The sequence below is a fragment of the Microlunatus sp. Gsoil 973 genome, from assembly GCF_009707365.1.
Lineage (GTDB): Bacteria > Actinomycetota > Actinomycetes > Propionibacteriales > Propionibacteriaceae > Microlunatus.
Genome location: NZ_CP046122.1, coordinates 817378 through 842384, shown reverse-complemented (window position 1 = coordinate 842384; position 25007 = coordinate 817378). Strand labels below are relative to the sequence as shown.

Genomic DNA, 25007 nt, shown 5'->3' with positions numbered 1-25007 from the left:
CACGCCGCTGACACGGGTCAGCGCGGCGATGACAGCCGACGACAGTGCTGTGCGTCAGCCGACCGAGGTGGCGACCGCGCAGATCCGGTCGATCACCGCGTTCTCCTCAGGATCGACGACCCGCCGCGACTCGTCGGCGTCGTACCAATCGATGATCTGCCGGGCGCCTTCGTCGAAATCGATCACCGGCGCGAACTCCGGCACAACAGTGCGGACCTTGCTGTTGTCGAAGATCATCGAATACGCCTTGTCCCCGACCAGGCCGGGTCCCCAGGCAGGGTGGATGGCCGCGATCGTTTCCGAGGCGACGTGCACCAGGTTCGGCTCGGCAGCCGCGGCCCGGGCGAGCTTGAGGTAGATGTCGTTCCAGGCCAGTGGCGCCTCGTTGGTGATGTGGTACGCCTCGCCGTACGCGGCGGGATTGGCCAGCAGTCCGACCAGCGCCACCGCGTGGTCGTCGGTGTGGGTCAGCGTCCACAACGAGGTGCCGTCACCGTGCACGAAGACCGGCAGCCCGCGCCGCATCCGGTCGATGATCGTCCAACCGCCGGTGGTCGGCAACGCGGTGCGGTCGTAGGTGTGCGAGGGGCGGATGATCGTCCAGTTGATCCCGCTGCTGCCGCGCAGCAACTCCTCGCAGGCGATCTTGTCCCGGGAGTACTGCCAGAACGGGTTGACCAGCGGCGTCTCCTCGGTCACCGGCACCGTGACCGGCGGCTTCTGGTAGGCCGAGGCGGAGCTGATGAAGACGTACTGTCCGGTGCGGCCGGTGAACAGGTCGAGATCGGTCTGCACGTGCTCCGGCACGAAGGCGACGAAGTCGACCACGGCGTCGAACTCCCGCGTCCCCAGCGCCGAGCGTACCGAGTCGGGGTCGCGGACGTCGGCGGTCAGCAGTTCGGTCTGCTCAGGAAGCGTACGGCTGGACGAACGGCCACGGTTGAGCACCGTGACCTGGTGTCCCAGCGCAGTCGCACGGTGCACCGCCGCTGCGCTGATGATTCCGGTACCGCCGATGAACAGAAGATTCGCCATGATCGCCCTTCGCTGCGATGGTCGCTGTCGTCCGACTCGGTGATCAACCTACGCCGCGGATCAGGCGGGGTCGGAGCCGGTATCGCCGTCCGGATCGGACGGCAGCAGATCGGGGCGACGTTCGCGGGTGATCCGTTCGGCCTGCTCCCGGCGCCAGGCCGCGATCTTCGCGTGATGACCGGAGAAGAGGATCTCGGGCACATCCAGGCCACGCCAGCTCGCCGGCTTGGTGTAGAGCGGGTATTCCAAGAGTTGGTCATGCCCGGCGGCGTGCGATTCCTCGGTCAACGATTCCGGGTTGCCGATCACGCCGGGCAGCAGGCGGACGACGGCTTCGATGATCACCAGAGCCGCGGCTTCGCCGCCGTTGAGGACGTAGTCACCGATGCTCACCTCGTCCACCCGCATCCGCCGGGTGGCGTCGGCGGCGACCCGGGCGTCGATGCCTTCGTAGCGGCCGCAGGCGAGGACCAGATGCTCCTCGGCGGCCAGCTCGTCGGCGAACCCCTGGGTGAATCGGCGCCCGGAGGGCGACATGATCAACAGGCGGCCCTGATGGTCCCCCGGCGCGATCTCGTCCAGCGCCTCTCCCCAGGGCTCGGGCTTCATCACCATCCCGGCGCCACCGCCGTAGGGGGTGTCGTCGACCGTGCGGTGCCGATCGTGGGTCCAGTTCCGAAGATCGTGCACGCCGAGGTCGACGATGCCGTTCTCGATCGCCTTACCGACCAAGGAAAGGTGCAACGGGTCAAGATATTCAGGGAAGATCGAGATGACGTCGATCTTCATCCGCCGCCCTCGGTCTCCGCATCGTCGTCCAGTAGGCCGCTGACCGGGGAGAGCACGATCCGCCCGGCTTCCAGATCGACGACCGGAACCAGTTCGCTGACGAAGGGCACCAGGCGCAGATCCTCGCCCGTGGCGATCTCCAGGACGTCGTGGGCCGGCAGGTGCAGCACCGAGGCGACGCGACCGATCAGGTCGTCGGAGTCCGCGGTGTGCACCGCCAGTCCGACCAACTGCCGGTCGTAGTACTCGTCCTGCCCGGTCGGGCGTTCGTCCTCCGGCACCTGGGCCACCAGTCGTACGCCGCGGACACCCTCCAGCGGCGTTCCGGTCGGGTACCTCTTCGAAGGTGACCAGCCAGCGGCCCTGGTGCTCCCGGGTCCGGGCAACAGTAAAGGTGCCACTCCCCTCCTCGGGGCGCAACACCTCACCTGGTGCGAACCGGCGCTCGGGTTCGTCGGTACGCAACTCGACCACGACCTCACCGCGGACACCATGGGCGCGAGCAATCACGCCCACAGTGATCTCGGTGAACATCGACCCGCGGTCGTACGGCTTCAGCGGCGGCGGGAACGGCCGCGGCCACCGCCGCGACCGCCACGCTCACGCTGCTCGAGGTCAACGAAATCGACCCGCACCTGATCCCGCCCGGCGAGGGCGCCGACGACGGTCCGCAGGGCGGACGCCGTCCGGCCGTTCCGACCGATGACCTTGCCGATGTCGGACGGATGGACCCGCACCTCGAGCAACCGGCCGCGGCGCAGATCCTTGTCCCGGACGTGGACGTCGTCAGGATGGCTGACGATGCCGCGGACCAGGTGATCCAGCGCGTCGGCGAGCACGCTCAGGCCTCGGACTTCTCGTCGTCGGCCGGCTTGTCCGCCTCGGCCTGCGCATCGGCCTTCTCAGCCTTGTCGGCCTTCTCGGTGGTGATCGCGGCCGAGACCGGCTCACTGCCCTTCTCGGCGAGCGCGGCGTTGAACGCGGCCAGCTTGTCCTTCTTCTCCGGCTGCGGATCGATGCCCGACGGGCTGGTGTCACCGGAGAACTTCTGCCAGTCGCCGGTCCGCTTCAACAGGGCGACAACGGCCTCGGTCGGCTGGGCGCCGACGGACAGCCAGTACTGGGCCCGCTCGGAGTCGACCTTGATGACCGACGGATCGTTCTTCGGGTGGTACTGACCGATCTCCTCGATCGCGCGACCGTCCCGCTTGGTACGGGAGTCGGCGACGACGATGCGGTAGTGCGGCGTCCGGATCTTGCCCAGACGCTTCAAACGAATCTTGACAGCCACGGTGGGTGGTTTCTCCTGTAGGGATACTGGCCCAGGATCTGCCTGGCCAGGAACGGGTGAATCACGCGCTCCGGAGTGGGGCACCGGGCGGAGATTCGGGTGGACGGCGCACATCGGTGATGAGAGGGCACCGACGCGTCGCAGACGCGCCGTACATTCTGCCAGACCGGCACCGCGCAGCGAAAACCCGACGTCGGCCGGCCCGACTGCCCGGAGGACGTTGACTCCCACGGTCGGAGCCGACCATCATTCTGCACAACCCTGCATCCGGCCGGCCTTCCATCCTGCCCGGCCACCGGTCGGTGCACAGAGGACAGGTGAGTTCATGCCCCACGATTCCGCCGTCTGGTCCGACCTGGTCGAGAACGAGATCAGTCAGCGAGCCGAGACCGGCTACGACGTGACCGATATCGCGAAGCGGTTCCGCGAGCTTGTTCCGGCCTCGGGCGCAGCAATCGGGACGGACACGGCTGCCCGGCTCGAGGGACTGTACGCCGAACTCGAATCGCTGCCCGAACCGACCGACTGGCCGTACCAGGAGCCAACGGACTGGAACGACCTCGTGCAGGCCGTGCCGACGCTCGCCGGCGATCGCAGTTACAACGGCACAGCGTTGGGCGACCCGGCGTTGCACGACAAGGTGCTGGGCGGCTGGCTCGGCAGGGTCGCCGGCAACATGTTGGGCAAGCCGGTCGAGTGGGGCGACCACTGGACGCCGGAGCGGCTGCGCTCCTACCTCGAACTCGCCGGTGCCTGGCCCCTGGACGACTACTTCCCGGTCCTGGATCCGGTGCCGGCCGGTTACGAACTGCGCGACTGCTGGGTGGACACCACCCGCGGCAACATCGCCGGCAGTTCGCGGGACGACGATGTCGACTACACCATCCTCGGCCTGCATCTCCTGGAGCAGCACGGCGCCGCCCTGACCTCCGCCGCGGTGGCCGACAGCTGGTTGCTGTTGCTCCCGATGCACCAGACCTACACGGCCGAGCGGGTGGCCTATCGCAACCTGGCCATGGGCCTGCGTCCGCCCGAAACAGCTACCCGGCGCAACCCGTACCGGGAGTGGATCGGCGCGCAGATCCGGGCCGACGCCTTCGGCTACGCCTGCGCCGGAGATCCGGCAGCGGCGGCACGGTTCGGCTACGTCGATGCGGCCGTCTCACATGTGGCGAACGGGATCTACGGCGAGATGTGGGCCGCCGCGCTGGTTGCCGCGGCCTTCACGGCCGGCTCTGCCCGGGAGGCCCTCGAAGTCTCCCTGGGACTCGTGCCGACCCGGTCCCGACTGGCCGAAGCGCTCCGTGACGTACTCGGCATGCACGCTGCCGGCCTGGAATGGGATGCCGCCCGGCAACGCATCGGCCGGCGCTACGGCCGTTACGGCTGGGTGCACACGATCAACAACGCCGCAGTGATCGCCGCCGGTCTGTTATGGGGCGACGGGGACTTCACCCAGACGATCGCGCTGACCGTGTTGGGCGGCCTCGACACCGACTCCAACGGCGCGACCGCCGGCTCCGTCGCCGGAGTGCTGTGCGGCGCGGCGAGGATCCCGACGAACTGGACCGAACCGTTACAGGACACCCTGCACAGTGCGCTGTTCGGCTTCGACGGTTCACGGATCTCGGCGCTGGCCGACCGGACGATCGAGGTCGCGCGCCGACTGCACCAGCAGCAACCGGCGGTCTAGCACACGAGGTTGCCCCGCAGCACCACCGACCGCGGATGGTTCAGCGCGCGCAGATCCTTCCGCGGATCCTCCTCGAAGATCACCAGGTCCGCCGGCGCGCCGTCGGCCAGGGCATCCGGACGGTCGAGCCAGGTACGGGCCCGCCAGCAGGCAGCTCCCAACGCGTAGTCCGGGCCGAACAGCTCGCCGAGCATCACCACCTCGTCGGCGATCCGGCCGTGCGGCTGGTAGCCGCCGGCGTCGGTGCCGGCGAAGATCGGCACGCCGGCGTCGTACGCGTCCCGGAAGCGTTGCAGCCTTGTCGCGTACAGCGCGCGCATGTGGGCGGCGTAGGTCGGGAACTTCGCCTCCCCCTGCGCGGCGAACGATTCGAAGTTCTCCAGCTGGATCAGCGTCGGGACCAGGGCGACCTGCCGTTCGGCCATCAGCTCCACGGTCCGGCCGGTGACTCCCGTACCGTGCTCGATGCCGTCGATCCCGGCCTCGACGAGCTCGGCGGCAGCCTGCTCTCCGAAGACGTGCGCCGTCACCCGCAACCCGAGTTCGTGGGCCCGGTCGATCGCCGGCCCGGCCACCTTTGGTGACCACAGCGGCGTGAGGTCGCCGGCGTCCCGGTCGATCCAGTCGCCCACCAGCTTGATCCAACCGTCGGATCCAGGCAGTTGGGCTTCGACCGCCGCAACCAGATCCTCCGGTTCGACCTCGTCGCCATAGTTGCGGATGTAACGCCTCGGCCGGGCGATGTGGTGCCCGGCGCGGATCAGCCGCGGCAGATCGTCGCGACCGTCCATCCACCGGGTGTCGGTCGGCGAACCGGGACTGCGCAACAACAGCGCCCCGGCCGCCCGGTCGGCCAGGGCGTGCTGTTCGGCGACCTCATCCGATACCGGTCCGTGCATCTCCAGTCCGACGTGACAATGCGCGTCGACCAGACCGGGCAGGATGAAGCCCCCGGACAGGTCCACAGCGTCGGAGGCCGGCTCCGTACGAACCAGCCCGTCCACGATCCACAACTCGCGCCGATCCCCTTCGGGGAGTACGACGCCGTCCAGATGCAGCCGGGGTGAGCCGTTCGTCGTCACGACGGCATTCTTCCCCAGTGCCCGACGCGCAATGATCGACGCCGTCATTCCCCCCGGGCCACGCCGATGACCGTACCGTCGGCGTCGGTCTGATAGACGCCTTTGCTGAGGTCGACCAGCACCAGGCGGTTGCCGAAGGGATCCTCGACGATCGCGACCTTGCCGACGGGAATGTCGATCAACGGCTGCAACAGCCGACCGCCGGCTCGCTCCACGATCTCGGCAGCCTGCGAGGCGTCCCGCACCAGCCAGTTGGGCTCGGCGCGCTGCGTCGTCGACAGCACGATCTCGGTCGCCGAGTCCGGACACTCCAGCGCCGCTTGGCCGAGGTCGTCGTTCCGCCAGCGCAACCGGTGCCCGAGCCGATCCCGATAGAAGGCTATGCCTGCGTCGAGATCCGGAACCGACACCATGACGGCGTCGACGGCGCGAAGCACCGGTTCGCTGAGTCCCATGGCATGAGCATCCCAGCGCCCTCCGACACCCGGTGGCCGATCGGCCTCGCGGTGCAAGACTTGTCCGGTGTTCTCCGAGCCCGCCGGGAGCCGCGCCCTCCGGCAGCCGATCGGTGTCGGCCCATGACGGTGATCACGGTGCCGCTGCCGGACTATCAGGTGCGGACCGAACCTGATCATCGCCGCATCGGGCGGCGGGTCGACGAGGCGATCCGCACGCACTTCGCCGGGCACAAGATCATTGCCCGCGGTGTCAGTGCCGATGATCATCCCGATCTGACCGTCGATCAGCTGATCAGCATCATTCTCCACACAGGAACCGATCGGTACGATCCGGGTCGGGCGGGTGACCGCTATGACAACGTCGAGGCCAAGCACATCGACCTGTTCGGCTTCCGCCGGACGGTCACCCGGCGGATGCGCCTGTTCGAACAGCTGAGCTGGGGCTTCTACCACGGTTCCATCGAGATCCACGGGCGGCCGACCCGATTGGACGTCGTCACGATCTACGACGCCACCCGGTTGCGCGCCGTGCTGCACCGCTACGCGGGCAGGGTCGACGCCAAGCGGGACGGCTACCGGTTCGTCGAGCCGGGACGCCAAGCCGATGCAGTGCTCGGCGTGATCAAGCTGGGCAGGGTGTAACCAGCAAGCATGCCGACTGCTTGTCGGCCAATCCCAACAGCGGCAGACTGAGAGCGAACCCGATTGGCCCGATCCGTCCTTGGAGAACAGGAGCCGTTGTGAGCCTCAACACCGACGTACCGTCGCGCCACCAGATTGAGCAGTTGCTTGATGTCGAATCCCCGGGCTGTGTCTCGATCTATGCCCCCAGTACGCCGATCGGCGCACAGGTCGAGGCAAGTCGCCTTGAGTTCAAGAATCTGGCCAAGGAGGCTCGCGCCCAGCTCGAACAATCCGGTATGGAGTCGGGGCAGCTGGACATGATCACCGACGAACTCGACGATCTCGTCGACGACGAGGGAGTTCTGGAGGGAACAATCCCGAAGTGTCGCGGTGTTCGCGACTCCGGAGCTGTTCCTGACCTATCGGTTGCCCAACCGCCTGCCGAGCGAGGTCGAGGTCGGTGATCGGCTCTACGTCAAACCGCTGTTGCGAGCGATCACCTTCCCACAGGCCGGGTACGTACTCGCCCTGGCCGCCGGATCGGTACGGCTGATCGAGTTCGTCGCGGACGGACCCTCGGAGGTCGTGAAGGTTCCCGACCTGCCCGACAGCGCGGCCGGACTGGCCGGCAAGTCGTCACTGTCCGATCGTGCCCCGATCAGACGGATCCAGGGATCGGAGGGGCAGAAGCTGCGGTTGCTTCAGTACGCACGCAAGGTTGATCAGTCCCTCCGCCCGTTGCTTGCCGGGTTGGATCTTCCGGTCGTCCTGGCCGCCGCCGAGCCGATCGCCTCGATCTACCGTCAAGTGAACAGCTATCCGCATCTGCTGACGAACGGCATACCGGGCAATCCGGAGCAGGTACAGGACGAGAACCTGGTCGCCTCCGCGCGCGCCATCGTCGATGATCAACATCGCCAGGACGTTACGGAACTCAACCACCGGATTGATGATCTTGGCAGCAGCGGCCGGTCGTCAACGGATCTGGCAACGCTGGCCTATGCAGCCACACATGGCTTGGTCGACACCCTGCTGGTCGATCTTGAACGACGGGTTACCGGAGAGGTCGGCGAGGACGGTCGGATCGAGTTCGCCGACACGGATGATCACCGGTCGTACAGCGTGACGGACGAGATCGCCCGTCGCGTACTGCGTACCGGCGGCAAGGTCCTCGCTGTTCGTGGAGACGAGATCACCTCCGGCCAACCGGCCGCCGGAATCCTGCGTCATCCGATTATCGCCGGGGAGCTGGATTCCTGACTGCTACCCGTAGTCGGTCCGCATCCCGCGACGGACGGGTTCGACCCCCACCGACCGGGCCGCCTCCTGCGCGGGCCGGATCTCCTCGATCCCATGGCCGAGGCCTGATGGATTAGACGTACGATTACGACCCGATCAGCGCACTTTCCTTGCAGACAAGGGAAACGAGCTATTGACGGAACCTCTCAGCCAGGTCCTTGAGACGCCGTGTGTACTCCGACCACCAGTGCTCATCACCGGCATCACTCCGGTCCGGGCCAGCCTTCCCGTCGATGAGTTCCCGGAGGATCTGGAGTTGGCCGGCGTGGGTCGCTGTGTCTGTCAGCACCCTCGCCAGAAGCGCTCTCGTTGTGGTCGTACGCGATCCCGATGGCCACCACGGCACACGGGCCGGAGCAGCCAAGCCCACCTGCGCAAGCACCGCGTCGGAATGGGCGGCCGCGCGCCGATAAAGGTTTGTGATGTAGTCCTTGGGCTCATCCGCGGTCGCCCACATGTCCCGATTCGGTCCAGCGCTCTCGTCACTGATCCACGGCAATGGTTCCTCGAACGGTCTGCCGAGGCAGAGGCCGAGGTAACCGGCCTCGATTCCGATCAAGTGCTTGACGACGCCGAGCAGATTCGTCCCGGTCGGCGTCATCGGCTGCCGAAGCTCGTACTCGCCGAGCCCGTCAACGCACGACAGCACCTGCCGCCGGGACTCCCTCAGGTAGCCATGATCATCTTGGTGGATCGGCGTACTGGGCATGAGGAGATACTAGGGAATGGCTCGGTGCTGCAGATGGGTTCGGCTCGGTGATCATGAAACCTGCTGGGATCGGATCCCGGAACTCAGCTAGGTTGAGAAGACCATGGCTGCCTCGACCGATCATCCCGCCCGCGTCCGGGTCGCGCCCTCGCCGACCGGCGATCCGCACGTCGGCACCGCGTACATGGCCCTGTTCAATCTGGCATTCGCCCGACAGCAGGGCGGCCGGTTCATCCTGCGGCTGGAGGACACCGACCGCGCGCGGTACCAGGCGGACAGCGAGCCGCAGATCTACGACACCCTGCACTGGCTGGGGCTGGTGTGGGACGAGGGCCCGGACGTCGGTGGGCCGTGTGCGCCATACCGGCAGTCGGAGCGCCTCGACACCTACGCTCCGTACGTTGATCGTCTGCTTGCCGAAGGTCATGCCTACCACTGTTGGTGTTCGACCGACAGACTGCCGTTGGATCAATCGAGTCGATGGCGATCCTCGGCAAGCAATCCGTGCTGGCCAGGATGCAGCGGCTGCGCGACGGCCTCTGACCGAACGGGCCGTCGCCCGGCGGCTGAACGCTACCGGTCGAACATCTTGCGGAGTTCGGGCGGCAACTCGAAGTCCTCGTCCTTGCCCTGCTGCCCGTTTCCGGCCGGCAGACCGAAGGCCGAACCCGGCTGCGCAGCCGGCGCCTGCTGCTGACCGTTGCGCTTGGCCGGGTTGCCGGAGACGCGCTTACCGGTCTTGGCCTTCTTCTTCTGCTGCTTGGCCTTTCGTGCTCCCCCGACCATGCCGGGCATTGACGGCAGGCCGGGGATGTTCGGCATCTTGCCGCCTGCCATCGCGCTCATCATCTTGCGCGCGTCGAAGAACCGATCGACCAGGTTGTTCACCGCGGACACCTGCACACCGGCACCTCTGGCGATCCGCGCCCTGCGGGACCCGTTGAGGATCTTGGGATCGTTCCGCTCGGCGGGCGTCATCGAGTGAATGATCGCCTCGATCCGGTCGATCTCCTTCTCGTCGATGTTGTTGATCTGGTCCTTCAGCTCGCCCATCCCGGGCAGCATCCCGAAAACCTTGGACAGCGGGCCCATTTTGCGAACCATCTGCATCTGCTGCAGGAAGTCGTCCAGGCCGAACTCGCCGCCGTCCTTGGACGCAAGTTTGGCAGCCGCCTTGGCAGACTGCTCCGCATCGAAGGTCTTCTCGGCCTGCTCGATCAGCGTGAGCATGTCGCCCATGCCGAGGATGCGGCTGGCCATCCTGTCGGGATGGAAGACGTCGAAGTCCTTCAGCTGCTCGCCATTGGAGGCGAACATGATCGGCTTGCCGGTGACCCGCGCGATGGACAGCGCCGCACCGCCGCGGGCATCGCCGTCGAGCTGGGTGAGGACAACGCCGTCGAAGCCGACGCCCTCGGCGAACGCGTTGGCGGTGTTCACCGCGTCCTGGCCGATCATCGCGTTGACGACGAAGAGCACCTCGTCGGGATGGACCGCATCCCTGATGTCCGCGGCCTGCTGCATCAGCTCCTGATCGATGCCGAGCCGACCGGCGGTGTCGACGATGACCACGTCGTACAACTTGCGCTCGGCCTCGCCGATCGACGCCTTGGCCACGGCGACCGGATCGCCGACGCCGTTGCCGGGCTCCGGAGCGAAAGTGTGCACCCCGGCCCGTTCGCCGACGATCTGCAACTGATTGACCGCGTTCGGCCGCTGCAGATCTGCCGCTACCAACAGCGGCGAATGACCCTGCTCCTTCAGCCAGAACGCCAGCTTGCCGGCCAACGTCGTCTTGCCGGCGCCCTGAAGGCCAGCCAGCATGAGCACCGTCGGAGGCCGCTTGCTGAAACGCAGCAGCCGGGTCTCGCCGCCGAGGATTCCGATCAGTTCCTCGTTGACAATCTTGATGACCTGCTGGGCGGGGTTCAGCGCACCGGACAGCTCGGCGCCCTTGGCCCGCTCCCGTACGGCGGCGATGAACTCCCGGACCACCTGCAGGTTGACGTCGGCCTCGAGCAACGCCACCCGGATCTCCCGGGCGGTCGCGTCGATATCTGCGTCGGAGAGTCGACCCTTTCCGCGCAGACTTTTGAAGGTTGCGGCGAGACGGTCTTGCAGGGTGTCGAACATCGATCCTCTTCAGTCACGCTTCCTGGATGCGAACGTCGAGCAAGCCTACCTTCTGCCGGAGGGATAGCGGTTCGCCGACTTCGCCGGGGCCGACCCGGGGCGTCCGTTGACAGCTTTCCTACTTTGCCTCGGAAGCAGGTGAGGCCGACCGCCTAGCATGCGCTCATGACTGTCACCCGGAACGAATTCCCGGCCGACTTCGCCTGGGGAACCGCGACCGCCTCCTATCAGGTCGAGGGGGCCGTCGCCGAGGACGGCCGGACACCCAGCATCTGGGACACGTTCGTCCGGATCCCCGGCACCGTCGCCGACGGCACCGTCGGGGACGTCGCCGCCGATCACTACCACCGGTTCGCGGGTGATGTCGCCCTGATGTCCGAGCTGGGCGTCAACGCCTACCGGTTCTCAATCTCCTGGAGTCGGGTGCTTCGGCCCGACGGTGAGCCGAACCCCGCCGGAATCGACTTCTACCGCCGCCTGCTGACGGCAGTGGTCGAACGCGGCATCACGCCGTACGCGACCTTGTATCACTGGGATCTTCCGCAGCACCTGGAGGATGCCGGCGGATGGCTCAGCCGGGACACCGCCGACGCGTTCGTACGATACGTCGAGACTGCCGTCGGGGCTCTCGGTGATCTTGTCGGCAACTGGATCACCCTGAACGAGCCGTGGTGCTCGGCCTTCCTCGGGTACGCCTCCGGGCACCACGCGCCCGGCCGGCGGCTCGGCTCTGAGTCGTCCCATGCAGTCCACCACCTGCTGCTGGCCCACGGCCTGGCCGTTGCGGCCATCCGCCGCCTGCAGCCCGACGCGCGCCTCGGAATCTCGCTCAACCTGTACTCGATCCGGCCTGCCTCGGACAGCGCACAGGACCAGGATGCGGCCCGCCGGATCGACGGGCTGCAGAACCGGCTCTTCCTCGAACCCGTCCTGCAGGGTCACTATCCGGCCGATGTGCTGGCTGATCTCGGTGAGCAGGAGTGGTTCGCCGACCAACCGTCCGCCGACCTGGAGGCCATCAACGCACCGATCGATTTCCTGGGCATCAACTACTACAGCCGGCACACCGCGACGGCCGGGACCTGGGACGGTTCGCCGAGCGCGAATCCGGGCAGCGAGTTCGTCGAATTCGTCGACACCGGGGCGCCGAAGACGCAGATGGGCTGGCCGGTCCATCCCGACGGCATCGTCGACGTGCTGCGACAGGCCGGGTCCTACGCCCCGGGTCTTCCGCTGATGATCACCGAGAACGGCGCAGCCTATCCCGACCAGTCCGGACCCGACGGATTCGACGACGTCGAACGGTGCGACTACATCGAGCAGCACATCGCCGCCTGCCGGGACGCTGTACGTGACGGCCTGCCACTGGTCGGCTACTTCGTGTGGAGCCTGATCGACAATTTCGAATGGGGCTGGGGATTCAGCCGCCGGTTCGGCATCGTCCACGTCGACTATGAGTCCCAGCAGCGGACCGTCAAGACCAGCGGGCGGTGGTACGCCGCCTTCCTCGCCGGCGGCAACTGATCACTCTGGGTGATCACGGCAGCTGACGCGACGGCTGGAGCGCAGTGAACCGGCTGTGCAGCACCAGAGCTACCGCGCCCGGGGCGGCGGAGTCCTGACCCGCGCTGGACAGGGATGGGTGCGGTTCCCGCGGCGCCGCCGCCGACCGCTCCACGATCAGCGTCGCGGGCCGCGCGCCCGGAACAGTGCGACGGTGCCCACCACCGTGACGGTCACCTCCATGAAGTGCTCCCGGAGCGACCTCTCCAGCCCTTCCTGATCATCATCGGCGTTGTGGAAGATGCCGCGACGGTTGTAGATCGCCATCAGCCGACGCCCCACCAGATTGTGCCGGACACCGCGGCCAAGGATCGTGCTCCCGAAGAAGACGCCATCCGCGGCCAACCGGTCAGCGACATGCCCGAACGCCACTCCCTTGACGGCCCAGGATCCCGGCAGGCAATGGAACACGAAGTTCGCTGCGACCGAGTCGAAGCGGCCGATGGCGTCCGGCAACGGGGCGAGCACGTCGGCCTGTACGGCAATGGTCGTCAGCCCCGCCAGTCGCGCCGATGCGCGAGCCAGGCTGTTGGCGTTGAGGTCGACCAAGGTGATCATCACACCGGCCGGCAGCGATGCCTTCGCCAGATACCAAGCGGTTCCGGGACCGACGTCCAGGTGCCGTCGGCCGACACAGCGCTCGTACTGTTCGACCATCCGGTCGCGGTGACACCGCCACACGAAGCTGTTGGACAGCCGGACGACCACCAGGTCGTAGATCCGCAACACCGGCCTGCTGTAGATCGCAGCGCCCCGGCGTACTTCGTCTGCATCGCTCACAGTGCTGGATCCCGTCGGGTCGACGAAGGTCGGACCCGAGCAACGTACTACCGATCCACTGTTCGCCCGACCCGGAAGTGTCCGCCGCGGCCGGGATCGGCACGCCCCTTACGCTCACCCCATGAACGGCGTGGAACTCCTCCTGGTGGTCATTGCCGCGATAGCCGTGACGGCCTTCGCCCAACGCCGGGGACTGCAACCGCCGTTGGTGCTGGTGGCCCTCGGCCTGGTGGTGTCCTTCATACCCGGCCTTCCCCGACTGGAGATCGAGCCGGAGATCATCCTGGGCGTCGTCCTGCCGCCGCTGCTCTATTCGACGGCGATCGAGTTCTCCTTCATCAACTTCGTCCGGAATCTCTGGCCGATCGTCGGGCTCGGGATCCTCCTGGTGATCATCACGGCGATGGCTGTCGGGTTCACCGCAAGCTGGCTGGTTCCCGGATTGGTCCCGGCCGCCGGATTGGTGCTCGGCGCGGTCGTCGGCCCGTCGGATGCCGTGACGGCCGTGGCGATCGGAAGACGGCTCGGGCTACCCAGACGGGTGATGACGATTCTCACCGGTGAGAGTCTGATCAACGACGCAGCGGCGTTGACGATGTTCACGATCACCACCGTCGCGGTCACCGGCCGGACGGCGTTCATCTCCCAGCCCGTGTTGTTCTTCGGATACGGGGTAGTGATCGGCATCGTCGTCGGCCGACTGTTGGCGTTCGTGGTGCAGAGACTCCAGCAACGGTTGGACAATCCGGGTCTGGAGACCGTACTGGGTCTGGTTCTGCCGTTCGCCTGTTATCTGGCAGCCGAGCAGCTACACGCATCCGGTGTGATCGCCGTGGTCACGGCCGGTTTCGCGATCGGGCACAACCGGGCCCGCAGCGGTTATGCCGCGCGGATCCAGGAGACCCAGGTCTGGCGCAGTCTCGACGTGCTGTTGGAGGCCTTCGTCTTCGCCTACATGGGCCTGCAGATGAAGTTCATCGTCGACGAGGTGCTGGATTCCCAGACATCACTGTCGACCGTCCTGATCGCGGCGCTGGCGGCGCTGCTGGTGGTCCTGGCCATCCGACCGGCCTACGTGCTGCTCAACCACGGCCGGCTGGCACTCCAGGCAGCCTTCGTGCGGCGGCAGCGCGCCAGGCACCCCGAGCGAGAGGCGGAACGCCGACACCGCCGGGAGGCGCTGCTGGAGCGTCGGATCGCCAGCCACAACCGACGGCACCCGGACCGCCGCCGGGAGATGCCGACCGGCGGGCCGGCGCGGCAGTCGGCGACGCTCCCGTTGAAGCACGATCTGGTGATCTCCTGGACGGGGATGCGCGGGGTGGTCACGCTGGCCGCGGCGGCCGGTATCCCGCTGACCGCGCAGGGTGGCCCGTTCCCGGCACGGGCAGAGATCCAGATGATCGCCTTCGTCGTCGCCGTCGGAACGCTGATGATCCAGGGCCCGACCCTGCCGCCGCTGATCCGCAAACTACGCATCCGCTCCGACGAGGACGAGAGGTACGAGGCTGAGCAGCGTCACCGCGCCGCCGAAATCAGCCGACAGGCCGCCTCCGAGGTCATCCAACAGGCAGTCACCAGGATCGAGACCGCGAGGACCGGGAACGCGGCGGCCGAGAACGCCGAGGAGGACGCCGGCGACCGCCGGGGCAGACGCGGAACCGGACCGGATCTCGATCCGGCGACCGCTGCCATGCTCAGCGAACAACTGCAGCGTTTCCAGCAGGTGCGTGAGGCGATGCAACTGGAGGCCGAGGCACCGGAACGCGCCGACGTCGATCAGCAGCGCGCCGACCGGTGGCGGGTGATCAACGGGTTCAGGATCAAGATGCTGACGGCACAGCGCAAGGCGCTGACCGCCGAGCGTGACGCCTTCCGGCTGGACGACGACACCTATCGGGAGATGCTGGAGCAACTGGACTACGACGAGGCGGCGATCAGCGCTCGGATGGAGTCCCGGCTCTGAGCCGGGACCCCGTTCGCCCGGATCAGTCGGCGGCAAGCAGAGCGTCGACGAAGGACTCCGCCTCGAACGGTGCGAGGTCGTCGACACCTTCGCCGAGTCCCACCAGCTTGATCGGCACGCCAAGTTCGCGTTGCACCTGGATGACGATGCCGCCCTTGGCCGAACCGTCCAGCTTGGTGAGAACGACCCCGGTGACATCGACGACCTCGGCGAAGATCCGGGCCTGGGTGAGACCGTTCTGCCCTGTCGTCGCGTCGAGTACCAGCAACACCTCGGTCACCGGTGCCTGACGCTCGATCACCCGCTTGATCTTGCCCAGTTCGTCCATCAGGCCGGTCTTGGTGTGCAGTCGGCCGGCGGTGTCGACGACCACCACGTCGGCTTCGCCCTCGATACCCGCCTTCACCGCCTCGAAGGCGACACTGGCCGGATCGGCACCTTCGGCACCGCGGACCGTCGGTACGCCGACGCGGCTGCCCCACGTCTCCAGTTGGTCGGCCGCGGCGGCGCGGAACGTGTCGGCCGCCGCGAGGACGACGTCCTTGTCCTCGGCGACCAGCACCCTGGCGAGTTTGCCGACGGTTGTGGTCTTGCCGGTGCCGTTCACGCCGACCACCAGAACGACGGCCGGGGTTTCGGTGCGGGTGATCGCCAACGAGCGATCCAGCGTCGGGTCGACGAGTCTGATCAGTTCCTCACGCAGCACCCCGCGGGCCTGGCCGGGATCGGAGATGCCCTCGACCCGCATCCGGTCCCGCAACGCATCGACCAGTTCGGTGGTCGGCTTGACGCCGAGATCGGAGGTCAGCAGCGTGTCCTCGAAGTCCTCCCAGGTCTCCTCGTCGATCCGATCCCTGGAGAGCAACGTCAACAAGCCGCGGCTGAGCGCGTTGTTGGATCCGGACAGCTGGCGGCGGAGACGGACAAGACGACTCTCCGGGGCCTCCGGCTTCTCGATCGTCGGGACCTCCGCCGCCTCCTCGGCGGCGGCCTCGGCCGGCGGCTGGATGCCCGGTTCGGGGGCGACCACCCCAGGGGTCGCTTCGACGGTGCCCGCCGCGGAATCGGATTCGCGTTCAGCGACAGCCGGGCCGCCCACGACGCGATCGCCGCGCTGCTCACCCAGTTCGGGTCGGACCTGGGCGGGCAGCTGCCTGCGCCGCGTCCCGACGACCAGGCCGGTGACGAGTCCGACGACGATGACGACGCCGGCGATGATCAGGGTGAGGATCGTTGCAGTCACCGCGTCAGCCTATCGGTGCGGGGCTGCCCCGAGCGGATCAGTGGCCGGCGGTCGAATGTTCCCGGCCGCGCTCCCGGTGGACGACCCGGGACCGCCCGACGATCCGGTTGAAACCCTCCGGCGGCTCGACCTCGCCGTTGAGATGCTGGGCGACCCGGGTGAACTTGTCGGCCAGCCACGGCATCCGGGAACGTCCCCGGCCCTCCATGCCGACCAACACCAACCCGACGACGGCGGCGGCGACCGCGAGGATCGCGATCATGGCAACCACGTAGACGATCACAAGACATGCCTTTCCAGACAGTTGCACGGCATCAGCAGCGCGGGGAAGGAACTGCCGTACGCCGTCGCGTCACGAGCCCGACGGCGTACATACATCATTGTTGCAGCGCAACCTCGACGTTAGCTGTGAACGCGCTCGGTCGAAGGCGTGTCGGAAACCTCTTTGCCAACTGTCAGGTTGCCGGCGTGGCACGGCGGCGGCACCGGGGTGCTCACCGTTCGCGGACTGATCATCACGCCGCTGGTCTTCCTGATCGGCGTCGGCCTGACCGCCCTCGCCGCGCGGACGACGATCGATCCTGAGTACGCGATGCGCCGGCCGGCAACGTTTGTGATGCTGATCGCCGTCGCGGTCCTGGCCCTGACCGCCCTCGGCCCGCTCGCCCATCGGGGCCGTACACCGGTCAGGGCGCCGCGGGACCGGTCCGCGCATGCTCCGGGATCTGCTGTGGTGTTGACCACGTCGGCCGGTGCAACGTTGATCTTCCTCGCCGCACTCTGGCTGCCCGGACACTTCCGCTGGTCCTACGTCGAAGGACCGGGGATGCTGGTGATGATCACCCTCGCGCTGGTCGCTGTGCTGGACTACCCGAGTGATCAGCGCCGTGCTGCTGGCCCGGTTGACCGGGCGCGCGGCGCGGGTCGGTGATCAGGCAACCGACGCCTGGGCTTCCCGAAGCCGCTGACTGATCACCGCGGAGACGCCGTCGTTGCGCATCGTCACCCCATAGAGCGCGTCGGCGACCTCCATGGTGCGTTTGTGGTGGGTGATCACCAGCAGCTGGGAGTTCTCCCGGAGCTCCTCATAGATCTCCAGCAGCCGGCCGAGGTTGGTGTCGTCCAGGGCTGCCTCGACCTCATCCAGGATGTAGAACGGACTCGGCCGGGCGATGAACAGCGACACCAGGAAGGCGACCGCGACCAGCGAACGTTCGCCGCCGGAGAGCAGTGACAGCCGTTTGACCTTCTTGCCCGCCGGCCGGGCCTCGACGTCGACTCCGGTGTTCAGCCAGTCGCCCGGCTCGGTGAGCACCAAGCGGCCCTCGCCGCCGGGGAACAGCCGTTCGAAGACCCGGGTGAACGCCTTCTCGACGTCGGTGTACGCCTCGGCGAAGACCTGCTCGACGCGGGCGTCGACGTCGGCGATGATCGACAACAGGTCCTGGCGGGTCTTGCGGAGGTCCTCGGCCTGTTCGGCGAGGAACGCGTGCCGCTCCTCCATCGCCGCGTACTCCTCCAACGCCAGCGGATTGATCTTCCCCAACTGGTTGAGGGCGCGGTCGGCCCGGCGCAGCCGCTTCTGTTGTTCCTCGCGGACGTACGGCACCGGTTCCGGTCTCTCGTCCTGCGGCAGGTTCTCCAGGTCGAGCGCGTTGCCGTCCTTGTCGGTGAGCACCGGGACCGGTATCTCCGGTCCGAAGTCCTTCATCAGCGTCTCAGCCTCGACGCCGAGTTCGCTCATCGACTTCTCGGCCAGGGTTTCGATCCGCATCCGCCGCTCGGCGCGTGCCATCTCGTCCCGGTGCACGGTGTCGACCAAGGACTCCAGCTCGGCCGACAACTCCCGGGCACCTCTCCGCGCGGCCGTCAACGCCTCCTCGGCCTCCGCACGACCGGCCTCAGCCTGTTTCCGTTCGGCATCGGCGAGGCTGATCGATGCCTCGATGCGGCCGGCCAGGTGGCCGGCTGCCGTGTGTACGGCGGCGGCCACCCGAGCCTCGCGCAGCATCCGCTCGCGGCGGGCCTGCGCCCGGGCGCGGGCAGCGCGTTCGTTGTCAGCCGCCCGTCGCAGGGCGTCGGCCCGGCCGGAGAGCGCACGGGCGCGTTCCTCGACGGTGCGCAGGGCGAGCCGGGCGTCCATCTCCGCGGCCCGGGCGAGCCGGGCCCCCTCGGCAAGCCGGTCCCGTTCGGCGGGATCGGGCTCCTCGTCCGTCTCCTCGGCGCTGGCTGCCTCCAGCCGCTCCTGCAGTTCGGCGAGCCGGATGACGGTCTGCTCCCGGGCCTCCTCGGCCTCGGTGATCGCCCGCTTCAGCCGGGTCGCCTCCTCCCGGGAGGACCGGGCTGCCGAATTCAGCTGGCCGAGTTCCTCGGCCAGCGCGGCCATCTCGGCGTCCGATTCGTGCAGCCGGGCGAGGGCGTACTCGACCTCCTGCTTGGCCGCAGCCCGCTGCTCGGCCAGGTCCGCCTGGGCGAAGCGCAGACGCTGGCAGGTGTGAGTGACGTCGGCGAGCTTCTGCTCGGCCTCGTCGACGGCGGCCTGCACCTCGATAAGGCTCGGTTGGGCGCTGGAGCCGCCGGCGGCGAAATGTGCGGACAGCAGGTCGGCGTCCCGGGTGACCGCCGTGAGGTCCGGCAGCGCGGCGACCAGTTCCCGGGCGGCGGCGAGATCGGCTGTCACGGCGACCTTGCGCAGTACCCGGTTGACCGCCGGACGCAGGTCATCGGGGCAGCTGACCACATCGGCGGCGTACCGGACGCCTTCGGGCAACACCGGCCAGTCCGCCGGTGAATCGGTCTGCGGTGCCCCGGCCAGCAGTAACCCGGCGCGGCCGAGGTCGTCGGCGCGCAACTGGTCGAAGGCGGACACCGCGGCGTCCAGTCCGGTCACCGCGACGGCATCGGCGGCGGCTCCGAAGGCCGCCGAGACAGCCGCCTCGTAGCCGGGCTCCACGCTGACCAGCGCGGCGACCGATCCCAACAGGTCGTTGACCCGGTCCTCGGCGGCGAGCAGTGCCGCGGAGCCGTCCTTGCGGCTCAGTCCCAGCTGCAGCGCCTCCAGCCGGGCGGCGACCGCACCGCGTTCGGTGTTGGCCGCCGCCTCCTCGGTACGCAGCCGTTCGAGTTCGGCCTGGAGCTGTTCGAGGCGTTCGGTGGCGTCCTCGTGTTCGGAGTCCAGGTCGGACTCGCCGTCGTCGAGCGAGGCGACCTTCGTCTCCAGGGTGGTGAACTCCCGCGCGGCCGCCTCGGCGCGCTCCTCGGCGCGCTGCAGGGCGGCGCTCAGCCGTCCGATCTCCTCATCGGCAGCCTCGGCGCGGCTGCGCATCGAGTTCACCTGACCGTGCAGTCGGGCCAGGCCCTCCCGCCGGTCGGCCGCGGCCCGGACCAGACCGGCGAGTCGCTTCTCCTCGGCGGCGTGGGCCTCCTCGGCGGTCGTCCGTCGATCGGTGGCCGCGGTCAACGCCTCGGACTTCTGCCCGACCTCGGCGGCCAGCGCCTCCTCCTGGGCGGCCACCGCGTCGGCCTCCGCCTCGAGCTCCTCGGGGTCGCGACCGCGGCGCTCCTCACCAGGGTCGCGTTGGGCGTTGCGCACCCGCTCGGCGGCGATCGAGATGGTCGAGGCGACTCGTTCCCGCAACGCGGCCAGCGAATACCACACGTCCTGTGCCTGGTTCAGTCGCGGCACCTGGGCGCGTACCGTCTCCTCGGCCTCCAGCTCGGCGGCCCGGGCCGCCTCCAGTCGCTTCTCCAGTCCTTGACGCCGTTCCTTGAGCTGCGCCTCGTCGGCCAGATCGCTCTCCAGCGATAGCGTCGCCTGGACCAGGTCGTCGGCCAGCAGCCGGGACCTCGCGTCACGTGCCTCGGCCTGGATGACGGCGGCTTTGCGGGCGACCTCGGCCTGCCGGCCCAACGGCCTGAGCTGGCGGCGTACCTCGGCGACCAGGTCGTTGAGCCGGTTGACGTTGGTCTCGGTCGCCTCCAGCTTGCGAAGCGCCTTCTCCTTGCGCTTGCGATGCTTCAGGACCCCGGCGGCCTCCTCGATGAAGCCACGGCGCATCTCCGGTGTCGCCTGGAGGATCGTGTCCAACTGGCCCTGACCGACGATGACGTGCATCTCCCGGCCGATCCCGGAATCGGAGAGCAACTCCTGGACATCCAGCAGCCGGGCCCGCTGGCCGTTGATCTCGTAGTCCGAACCGCCGTTGCGGAACATCGTCCGGCTGATGGTGACCTCGGAATAGTCGATCGGCAGCGCGCCGTCGGCGTTGTCGATCGTCAGCACGACCTCGGCACGACCCAGCGGCGCCCGGCCGGAGGTGCCGGCGAAGATGACGTCCTCCATCTTGCCGCCGCGCAGCGATTTGGCTCCCTGCTCGCCCATCACCCAGCTGAGAGCATCGACGACATTGGATTTGCCGGAGCCGTTCGGACCGACAACGCAGGTGATGCCAGGTTCGAAGTTCAGCGTGGTGGCCGAAGCGAAGGACTTGAAGCCCTTCAGGGTCAGGCTCTTCAGATACACGCGCTCCCCCTTCGTGTGCTGGCTTGGGTCGTGCAGGGCTGGTTGATCCGACAAGGGTGGATCCACCGGGGCAGATCCGGCCGGTTGGGAAGGCCGTTTCACTCTAGTCGGGCCCGCTGACTTTACGCGGTCAACTCGCCGCGCGACCCTCCGGCGGCGCGGCTGCAGCAGGTTCCCGCTCGTCCGGGTGCTGCGCCGACGGCTGCGGGTTGCGCTCTGCGACCAGCTCGTCGGAGGTCAGTGACTCCCCGTCGATCGGCACCAGATGGGTGGGCCGCCCGGTACGGACCGCGGAGAACGTCCAGAGCTTGTTCACCACGAAGGTGACCGGTGTGACGACGACGATCGAGATCAGCTGCGCCCAGTAGAGCTTGGTACGGAAACCGGTCGAGTCGTCGAAGACGCTGTCCGGCAGCGAGATCGGCGAACCGGAGTGGATCAACGCGGTGACCAGGCCCAACCCGATCAACTGTCCGATGGCGCCGACCGCCAGGAACGGCGGATATTCGGCGAACCAGGCCGCGTGCTTGGTGCTCCGGAAGGTCCAGCGTCGGTTGATCACGAAGTTCCAGAAGTTCGCGACCAGGAACGCCACGGTCACGAACGCGTGATACCAGCGGACGTTGAAATCGGTCAGCGGCAGGTCGATGAAGACGTCGCGGTAGTTGGGGCCGACCTTCTTCAGCACGATCACCACGAGCATGTTCACCAGCGCGCCAGAACCGCCGACCAGGCCGAAGCGGATCAGCTGCAGCCAGTTGTGGCGGTGGCGTACGAAGAGGTAGTGCCCGAGACGTCTCACGATCGGTCGAGCCTACCCGGCTCCCGCGCCGGGCCCGGAATGCGCGCGGAAGGCGGCCGTGGCCTGCCCTGACGGCGGGCGGATGGTCGGATCCAGTGGCCGATGTGCCCGCCGACGGCCAGCAGGTGTTCGGTGAGGCGGTGCCGGATGCCACCGCTGCATCCAGGAATCCGTCGGACCGGACGGGTCGCGTTCAGCCAGGCCACAGGCAGTCGGGTCACAGGCAGTCGGGTCACAGGCAGCCGGGTCAACAGGCAGCCGGGTCAACAGGCAGTCGGGTCAACAGGCAGCCGGGTCACATGCAGTCCCAGTGATAGCGGATACCGCTGAGATCGCCACGGGCCAACGCCACCGGATCCCCGAACAGGTGGGCCACCCCGGAATCGCCCCAGCCGCCGACGTCCATGGAGTCCAGTTCGATCAACAATCCGGCAGCGGGCGTTCCGGGCTCGGGATAGTCGCCGCTGCCCCGCGGGTCCTGCTGGGTGAAGGTGGGATAGCCGCCGATCTTGCTGCCGGTTCCGTTGTCGGGGAGCACCGCGGTGCCACCACGGACGTACTCGTCGTAGACGAAGGCCGGCTCCGACCGGTTCTCCCCGAACGCCATCGCCACCCGCTCCCAGACCGTGTCCTGGCGGAGCGCTGCGGGCAGTTCGTCCCAGGACGGGATGCTGGCCCCTGGGCGGAAGGTCACCGCCGTCGGGCCGACGAATTCCATCGGGACCTCCTCGGCCTGGTCGACCGGTGTCGGGGCATCGGGCCGGGCGAGGCTCGGCGCTGACGGCTCGGGATACCAGCGCACCGAGAAACCGGTGGCGCCGGCCGTGTCGTCGAACGTCAGCCCGTAGCTGTCGTCGGGATCGACGAACCACTGCAGGAGGCCGCTCGTAGGAAACCCGGGCAACTGTCCGACCTCGGCGAAGTTGATCTGGGCGACGAACACCTGCGGTCCGTGACGGCCCTCCGGCCAGGTCGATCCGGCGGGCAGATACGGATGTCCGGTCAGAAAGCTCTGCGTCGGATCGGTCGCCGCGCCGGCGATGCCGATGATCGCGCACGGCGTCGCGGTTGCTCCCAGCACATCGCGGACGTGATCGATCAGGTGCGGCGCCAGCGCGCCGGTGGCTGCTCTCGACGGCCTGGACGGCTCGGTGAGTTGCTTGCGCCAGCGATCCCAGAAGGCGTTCACGAGGCAACCGTACGACCTGGGTCGCAGGTCGATCGACCGGCTCAGCGGCGTGGCGCCCGCTGGCAGTGCGGGCAGCGGAACGAGGACCGGTTCATGAACGGCTCACGGCGGATCAGGTGTCCGCACCGGCGGCACGGCAGGCCCTCGCGCCCGTAGACGGCCAGCGAGCGGTCGAAGTAGCCGCTGTCGCCGTTGACGTTGACGTAGAGCGCATCGAAGCTGGTGCCGCCCTGGCCCAGTGCTCCGGCCATCACCTCCCGTGCCGCGTCGAGGACGGTGATCACCTGTTTGCGGGTCATCGTGTTGGTGGGACGGGCGTAGTGCATCCGGGCCAGCCAGAGTGCCTCGTCGGCGTAGATGTTGCCGATTCCGGAGACCACGGTCTGGTCGAGCAGTGCGCGTTTGATCATGGTGTGCTTGCCGCGGATCCGGTCGGCGACGGCCGGCGTGTCGAAGGCCGGATCGAACGGGTCGAGCGCGATGTGGCTGACCTCGCCAGGCAGCTCCGCGCCACCCGGTGACAGCGACAGCCCGCCGAACATCCGCTGGTCGACGAAACGCAACTGCTGGCCGCCGTCGGCGAAACAGAACCGGATCCTGGTGTTGCGCACGTCGGGCTGATCATGGTCGGCGACCAGGAACTGGCCGCTCATGCCGAGATGGGCCAGGATCGCGTCGCCGTCGGTCAACGGCAGCCAGAGGTACTTTCCGCGGCGTCGAGGCTGCCGGAAGGTCCGCCCGACCAGGGTGGCGGCGAAATCGTCGGGGCCGGCCGGGTGCCGGCGGACCGGCCGCGGATGCAGCACCTCGACGGCGCTGATGGTGCGGCCGGTGATCGCGAGGTCCAGTCCGCGCCGGACGACCTCGACCTCAGGGAGTTCCGGCACCGTCGTCGGTCGCGGCGCCGGGCCCGGCCGCACCGGCTGTCTGCCGCACTGCGTCGAAGGCGATCGCGGCGGCCTTCTGCTCGGCTTCCTTCTTGTTGCGACCCTCACCGGGCCCGTAGGTCTGCCCGTCCAGCAGCACGCTTGCCGTGAACGTCTTGGCGTGGTCCGGTCCGGCCTCGGTGACCAGGTACTGCGGCGCGTCCAGACCGTTGAGCGAGCACAGCTCCTGCAGGCTGGTCTTCCAGTCCAGGCCGGCGCCGAGGGTGGCGACCCGGTCCATCAGCCGGTCGAAGAGATGATGCACGAAGAGCCGGGCCCGGTCGATGCCGTGCTCGACGAACACCGCGCCGATCACCGCTTCGGTGGTGTCGGCCAGGATCGAGGACTTGTCCCGGCCGCCGGTGGTCTCCTCGCCGCGGCCCAGTTTGATCACCGACCCGAGGTCCAGGCCGCGGGCGACGTCGGCCAGCGCGCGGGAGTTGACCACAGCGGCACGCAGCTTCGCCAGCTGCCCCTCGGACATGTCGGGATGGGTCAGGTAGAGGTGCTCGGTGACGACGAGTTGCAGGACGGCGTCTCCGAGGAACTCCATCCGTTCATTGGTCGGCAGACCGCCCTGCTCGTATGCGTACGAGCGATGGGTCAGTGCACGGTCCATCAGCTCGGGTCCGATGGTGATCCCGAGCTCGGCAAGCACCTCGAGCACGCCGGCGCGCCAAGGTTCTGCCACGGCCGGCTGTCAGGACTCGATGACCTGACGACGCTCGCCGCGCGGACCGTACTGGCCGCAGGACGGGCAGGCGGTGTGCGGAAGGTGCTTCTGACGGCAGGCGGGATTGGCGCAGGTCACCAGCGTCGGAGCGGACGTCTTCCACTGGGACCGGCGATGCCGGGTGTTGCTGCGGGACATCCGACGCTTCGGAACAGCCACGATCAATCTCC

General features: G+C 68.0%; 25 protein-coding genes and 2 pseudogenes. 8 read left to right on the top strand and 19 right to left on the bottom strand.

Annotated elements, in window-relative coordinates:
• Positions 1-54: 54 nt before the first annotated feature.
• The 6 genes and pseudogenes from GJV80_RS03920 to rpsP form a co-directional block, all read right to left on the bottom strand.
• A complete protein-coding gene (locus GJV80_RS03920) occupies positions 55-1035 on the bottom strand; it encodes an SDR family oxidoreductase (protein WP_154686772.1) in 981 nt (326 codons plus the stop codon).
• Between the two features lie 60 nt (positions 1036-1095).
• On the bottom strand, positions 1096-1824 hold the full coding sequence (gene trmD, locus GJV80_RS03915; protein ID WP_154686771.1) for a tRNA (guanosine(37)-N1)-methyltransferase TrmD: 729 nt from the start codon (positions 1822-1824) through the stop codon (positions 1096-1098).
• Positions 1821-2039 carry a PRC-barrel domain-containing protein gene (locus GJV80_RS24925; protein ID WP_370518840.1) on the bottom strand — a complete coding sequence of 73 codons (219 nt, stop codon included), beginning with the start codon at positions 2037-2039 and terminating at the stop codon, positions 1821-1823. The genes trmD and GJV80_RS24925 overlap by 4 nt, the downstream gene beginning before the upstream one ends.
• 160 nt (positions 2040-2199) lie before the next feature.
• Positions 2200-2358, bottom strand: a pseudogene (locus GJV80_RS24920) (ribosome maturation factor RimM); the annotation flags it as partial.
• Positions 2359-2378: 20 nt separating this feature from the next.
• On the bottom strand, positions 2379-2663 hold the full coding sequence (locus GJV80_RS03905) for an RNA-binding protein (RefSeq protein WP_154686770.1): 285 nt from the start codon (positions 2661-2663) through the stop codon (positions 2379-2381).
• Positions 2664-2665: 2 nt separating this feature from the next.
• Positions 2666-3115 (bottom strand): 30S ribosomal protein S16, encoded by a 450-nt coding sequence (gene rpsP, locus GJV80_RS03900; protein WP_154686769.1) that lies wholly within the window; start codon positions 3113-3115, stop codon positions 2666-2668.
• Positions 3116-3440: 325 nt separating this feature from the next.
• Here rpsP and GJV80_RS03895 point away from each other — a divergent pair, with 325 nt between their 5' ends.
• Complete coding sequence (locus GJV80_RS03895) at positions 3441-4808, top strand: ADP-ribosylglycohydrolase family protein (RefSeq protein WP_154686768.1); 1368 nt, start codon at positions 3441-3443, stop codon at positions 4806-4808.
• Here the strand turns inward: GJV80_RS03895 and GJV80_RS03890 are convergent.
• Complete coding sequence (locus GJV80_RS03890; protein ID WP_154686767.1) at positions 4805-5938, bottom strand: amidohydrolase family protein; 1134 nt, start codon at positions 5936-5938, stop codon at positions 4805-4807. The genes GJV80_RS03895 and GJV80_RS03890 overlap by 4 nt on opposite strands.
• On the bottom strand, positions 5935-6345 hold the full coding sequence (locus GJV80_RS23105) for a VOC family protein (protein WP_195909146.1): 411 nt from the start codon (positions 6343-6345) through the stop codon (positions 5935-5937). Before GJV80_RS23105 ends, GJV80_RS03890 begins: the two co-directional genes overlap by 4 nt.
• A gap of 123 nt (positions 6346-6468) precedes the next feature.
• On the opposite strand from GJV80_RS23105, the gene GJV80_RS23100 reads away from it, so the two are divergent.
• The 3 genes from GJV80_RS23100 to GJV80_RS03875 all read left to right on the top strand — a co-directional run bounded on the left by GJV80_RS23100 (position 6469) and on the right by GJV80_RS03875 (position 8232).
• Entirely contained in the window at positions 6469-6990 is a 522-nt protein-coding gene (locus GJV80_RS23100; RefSeq protein ID WP_195909145.1) for a hypothetical protein, read from the top strand.
• Positions 6991-7088: 98 nt separating this feature from the next.
• Complete coding sequence (locus tag GJV80_RS23635) at positions 7089-7436, top strand: hypothetical protein (protein WP_230208107.1); 348 nt, start codon at positions 7089-7091, stop codon at positions 7434-7436.
• Positions 7363-8232, top strand: a complete 870-nt coding sequence (locus tag GJV80_RS03875; RefSeq protein ID WP_230208106.1) for a hypothetical protein — start codon at positions 7363-7365, stop codon at positions 8230-8232. The genes GJV80_RS23635 and GJV80_RS03875 overlap by 74 nt, the downstream gene beginning before the upstream one ends.
• 169 nt (positions 8233-8401) lie before the next feature.
• Here GJV80_RS03875 and GJV80_RS03870 read toward each other — a convergent pair whose 3' ends face one another.
• Entirely contained in the window at positions 8402-8980 is a 579-nt protein-coding gene (locus tag GJV80_RS03870) for a DinB family protein (RefSeq protein ID WP_154686764.1), read from the bottom strand.
• Between the two features lie 103 nt (positions 8981-9083).
• Between GJV80_RS03870 and GJV80_RS03865 the strand changes: the two are divergent.
• A pseudogene (locus GJV80_RS03865) lies at positions 9084-9485 on the top strand (glutamate--tRNA ligase family protein); the annotation flags it as partial.
• 68 nt (positions 9486-9553) lie between these two features.
• Here the strand turns inward: GJV80_RS03865 and ffh are convergent.
• Positions 9554-11113 carry a signal recognition particle protein gene (ffh, locus tag GJV80_RS03860; protein ID WP_154686763.1) on the bottom strand — a complete coding sequence of 520 codons (1560 nt, stop codon included), beginning with the start codon at positions 11111-11113 and terminating at the stop codon, positions 9554-9556.
• A gap of 165 nt (positions 11114-11278) precedes the next feature.
• On the opposite strand from ffh, the gene GJV80_RS03855 reads away from it, so the two are divergent.
• Complete coding sequence (locus GJV80_RS03855) at positions 11279-12637, top strand: GH1 family beta-glucosidase (RefSeq protein WP_154686762.1); 1359 nt, start codon at positions 11279-11281, stop codon at positions 12635-12637.
• Positions 12638-12793: 156 nt separating this feature from the next.
• Here GJV80_RS03855 and GJV80_RS03850 read toward each other — a convergent pair whose 3' ends face one another.
• On the bottom strand, positions 12794-13456 hold the full coding sequence (locus tag GJV80_RS03850; RefSeq protein ID WP_154686761.1) for a bifunctional 2-polyprenyl-6-hydroxyphenol methylase/3-demethylubiquinol 3-O-methyltransferase UbiG: 663 nt from the start codon (positions 13454-13456) through the stop codon (positions 12794-12796).
• A gap of 121 nt (positions 13457-13577) precedes the next feature.
• Here GJV80_RS03850 and GJV80_RS03845 point away from each other — a divergent pair, with 121 nt between their 5' ends.
• Complete coding sequence (locus tag GJV80_RS03845; protein ID WP_230208105.1) at positions 13578-15422, top strand: sodium:proton antiporter; 1845 nt, start codon at positions 13578-13580, stop codon at positions 15420-15422.
• A gap of 22 nt (positions 15423-15444) precedes the next feature.
• Here the strand turns inward: GJV80_RS03845 and ftsY are convergent, their stop codons facing one another.
• Together ftsY and GJV80_RS03835 are read right to left on the bottom strand one after the other, a co-directional pair.
• Positions 15445-16665: a signal recognition particle-docking protein FtsY gene (gene ftsY / locus GJV80_RS03840; RefSeq protein WP_154686760.1), complete on the bottom strand. Its 1221-nt coding sequence runs from the start codon at positions 16663-16665 to the stop codon at positions 15445-15447.
• A 37-nt stretch (positions 16666-16702) separates the two neighbouring features.
• Positions 16703-16948, bottom strand: coding sequence for a hypothetical protein (locus GJV80_RS03835; RefSeq protein ID WP_154686759.1), 246 nt, complete (start codon positions 16946-16948; stop codon positions 16703-16705).
• Between the two features lie 162 nt (positions 16949-17110).
• Between GJV80_RS03835 and GJV80_RS03830 the strand changes: the two genes are divergently transcribed.
• Positions 17111-17596 carry a hypothetical protein gene (locus GJV80_RS03830; protein WP_154686758.1) on the top strand — a complete coding sequence of 162 codons (486 nt, stop codon included), beginning with the start codon at positions 17111-17113 and terminating at the stop codon, positions 17594-17596.
• Here the strand turns inward: GJV80_RS03830 and smc are convergent, their stop codons facing one another.
• The 6 genes from smc to rpmF all read right to left on the bottom strand — a co-directional run bounded on the left by smc (position 17597) and on the right by rpmF (position 24996).
• Positions 17597-21187 (bottom strand): chromosome segregation protein SMC, encoded by a 3591-nt coding sequence (gene smc / locus GJV80_RS03825; protein ID WP_154686757.1) that lies wholly within the window; start codon positions 21185-21187, stop codon positions 17597-17599.
• Positions 21188-21317: 130 nt separating this feature from the next.
• The gene (locus GJV80_RS03820; RefSeq protein ID WP_154686756.1) at positions 21318-21989 is read right to left on the bottom strand and encodes a GtrA family protein; all 672 of its coding nucleotides are present in this window, start codon (positions 21987-21989) and stop codon (positions 21318-21320) included.
• A 295-nt stretch (positions 21990-22284) separates the two neighbouring features.
• Entirely contained in the window at positions 22285-23178 is an 894-nt protein-coding gene (locus GJV80_RS03815; protein WP_195909144.1) for a YwqG family protein, read from the bottom strand.
• A gap of 41 nt (positions 23179-23219) precedes the next feature.
• A complete protein-coding gene (mutM, locus tag GJV80_RS03810; protein ID WP_154686754.1) occupies positions 23220-24065 on the bottom strand; it encodes a bifunctional DNA-formamidopyrimidine glycosylase/DNA-(apurinic or apyrimidinic site) lyase in 846 nt (281 codons plus the stop codon).
• A complete protein-coding gene (gene rnc / locus GJV80_RS03805; RefSeq protein WP_370518839.1) occupies positions 24049-24771 on the bottom strand; it encodes a ribonuclease III in 723 nt (240 codons plus the stop codon). The genes mutM and rnc overlap by 17 nt, the downstream gene beginning before the upstream one ends.
• A gap of 33 nt (positions 24772-24804) precedes the next feature.
• A complete protein-coding gene (gene rpmF, locus GJV80_RS03800) occupies positions 24805-24996 on the bottom strand; it encodes a 50S ribosomal protein L32 (protein WP_154686753.1) in 192 nt (63 codons plus the stop codon).
• Positions 24997-25007 lie beyond the last annotated feature (11 nt).

What these genes read in the sequence shown, in the direction of transcription:
- GJV80_RS03920 (WP_154686772.1), bottom strand. Translation starts at nt 1,035, where the DNA reads ATGGCGAATCTTCTGTTCATCGGCGGTACCGGAATCATCAGCGCAGCG.
- trmD (WP_154686771.1), bottom strand. Translation starts at nt 1,824, where the DNA reads ATGAAGATCGACGTCATCTCGATCTTCCCTGAATATCTTGACCCGTTG.
- GJV80_RS03895 (WP_154686768.1), top strand. Translation starts at nt 3,441, where the DNA reads ATGCCCCACGATTCCGCCGTCTGGTCCGACCTGGTCGAGAACGAGATC.
- GJV80_RS03890 (WP_154686767.1), bottom strand. Translation starts at nt 5,938, where the DNA reads ATGACGGCGTCGATCATTGCGCGTCGGGCACTGGGGAAGAATGCCGTC.
- GJV80_RS23105 (WP_195909146.1), bottom strand. Translation starts at nt 6,345, where the DNA reads ATGGGACTCAGCGAACCGGTGCTTCGCGCCGTCGACGCCGTCATGGTG.
- GJV80_RS23100 (WP_195909145.1), top strand. Translation starts at nt 6,469, where the DNA reads ATGACGGTGATCACGGTGCCGCTGCCGGACTATCAGGTGCGGACCGAA.
- GJV80_RS03870 (WP_154686764.1), bottom strand. Translation starts at nt 8,980, where the DNA reads ATGCCCAGTACGCCGATCCACCAAGATGATCATGGCTACCTGAGGGAG.
- ffh (WP_154686763.1), bottom strand. Translation starts at nt 11,113, where the DNA reads ATGTTCGACACCCTGCAAGACCGTCTCGCCGCAACCTTCAAAAGTCTG.
- GJV80_RS03855 (WP_154686762.1), top strand. Translation starts at nt 11,279, where the DNA reads ATGACTGTCACCCGGAACGAATTCCCGGCCGACTTCGCCTGGGGAACC.
- GJV80_RS03845 (WP_230208105.1), top strand. Translation starts at nt 13,578, where the DNA reads ATGAACGGCGTGGAACTCCTCCTGGTGGTCATTGCCGCGATAGCCGTG.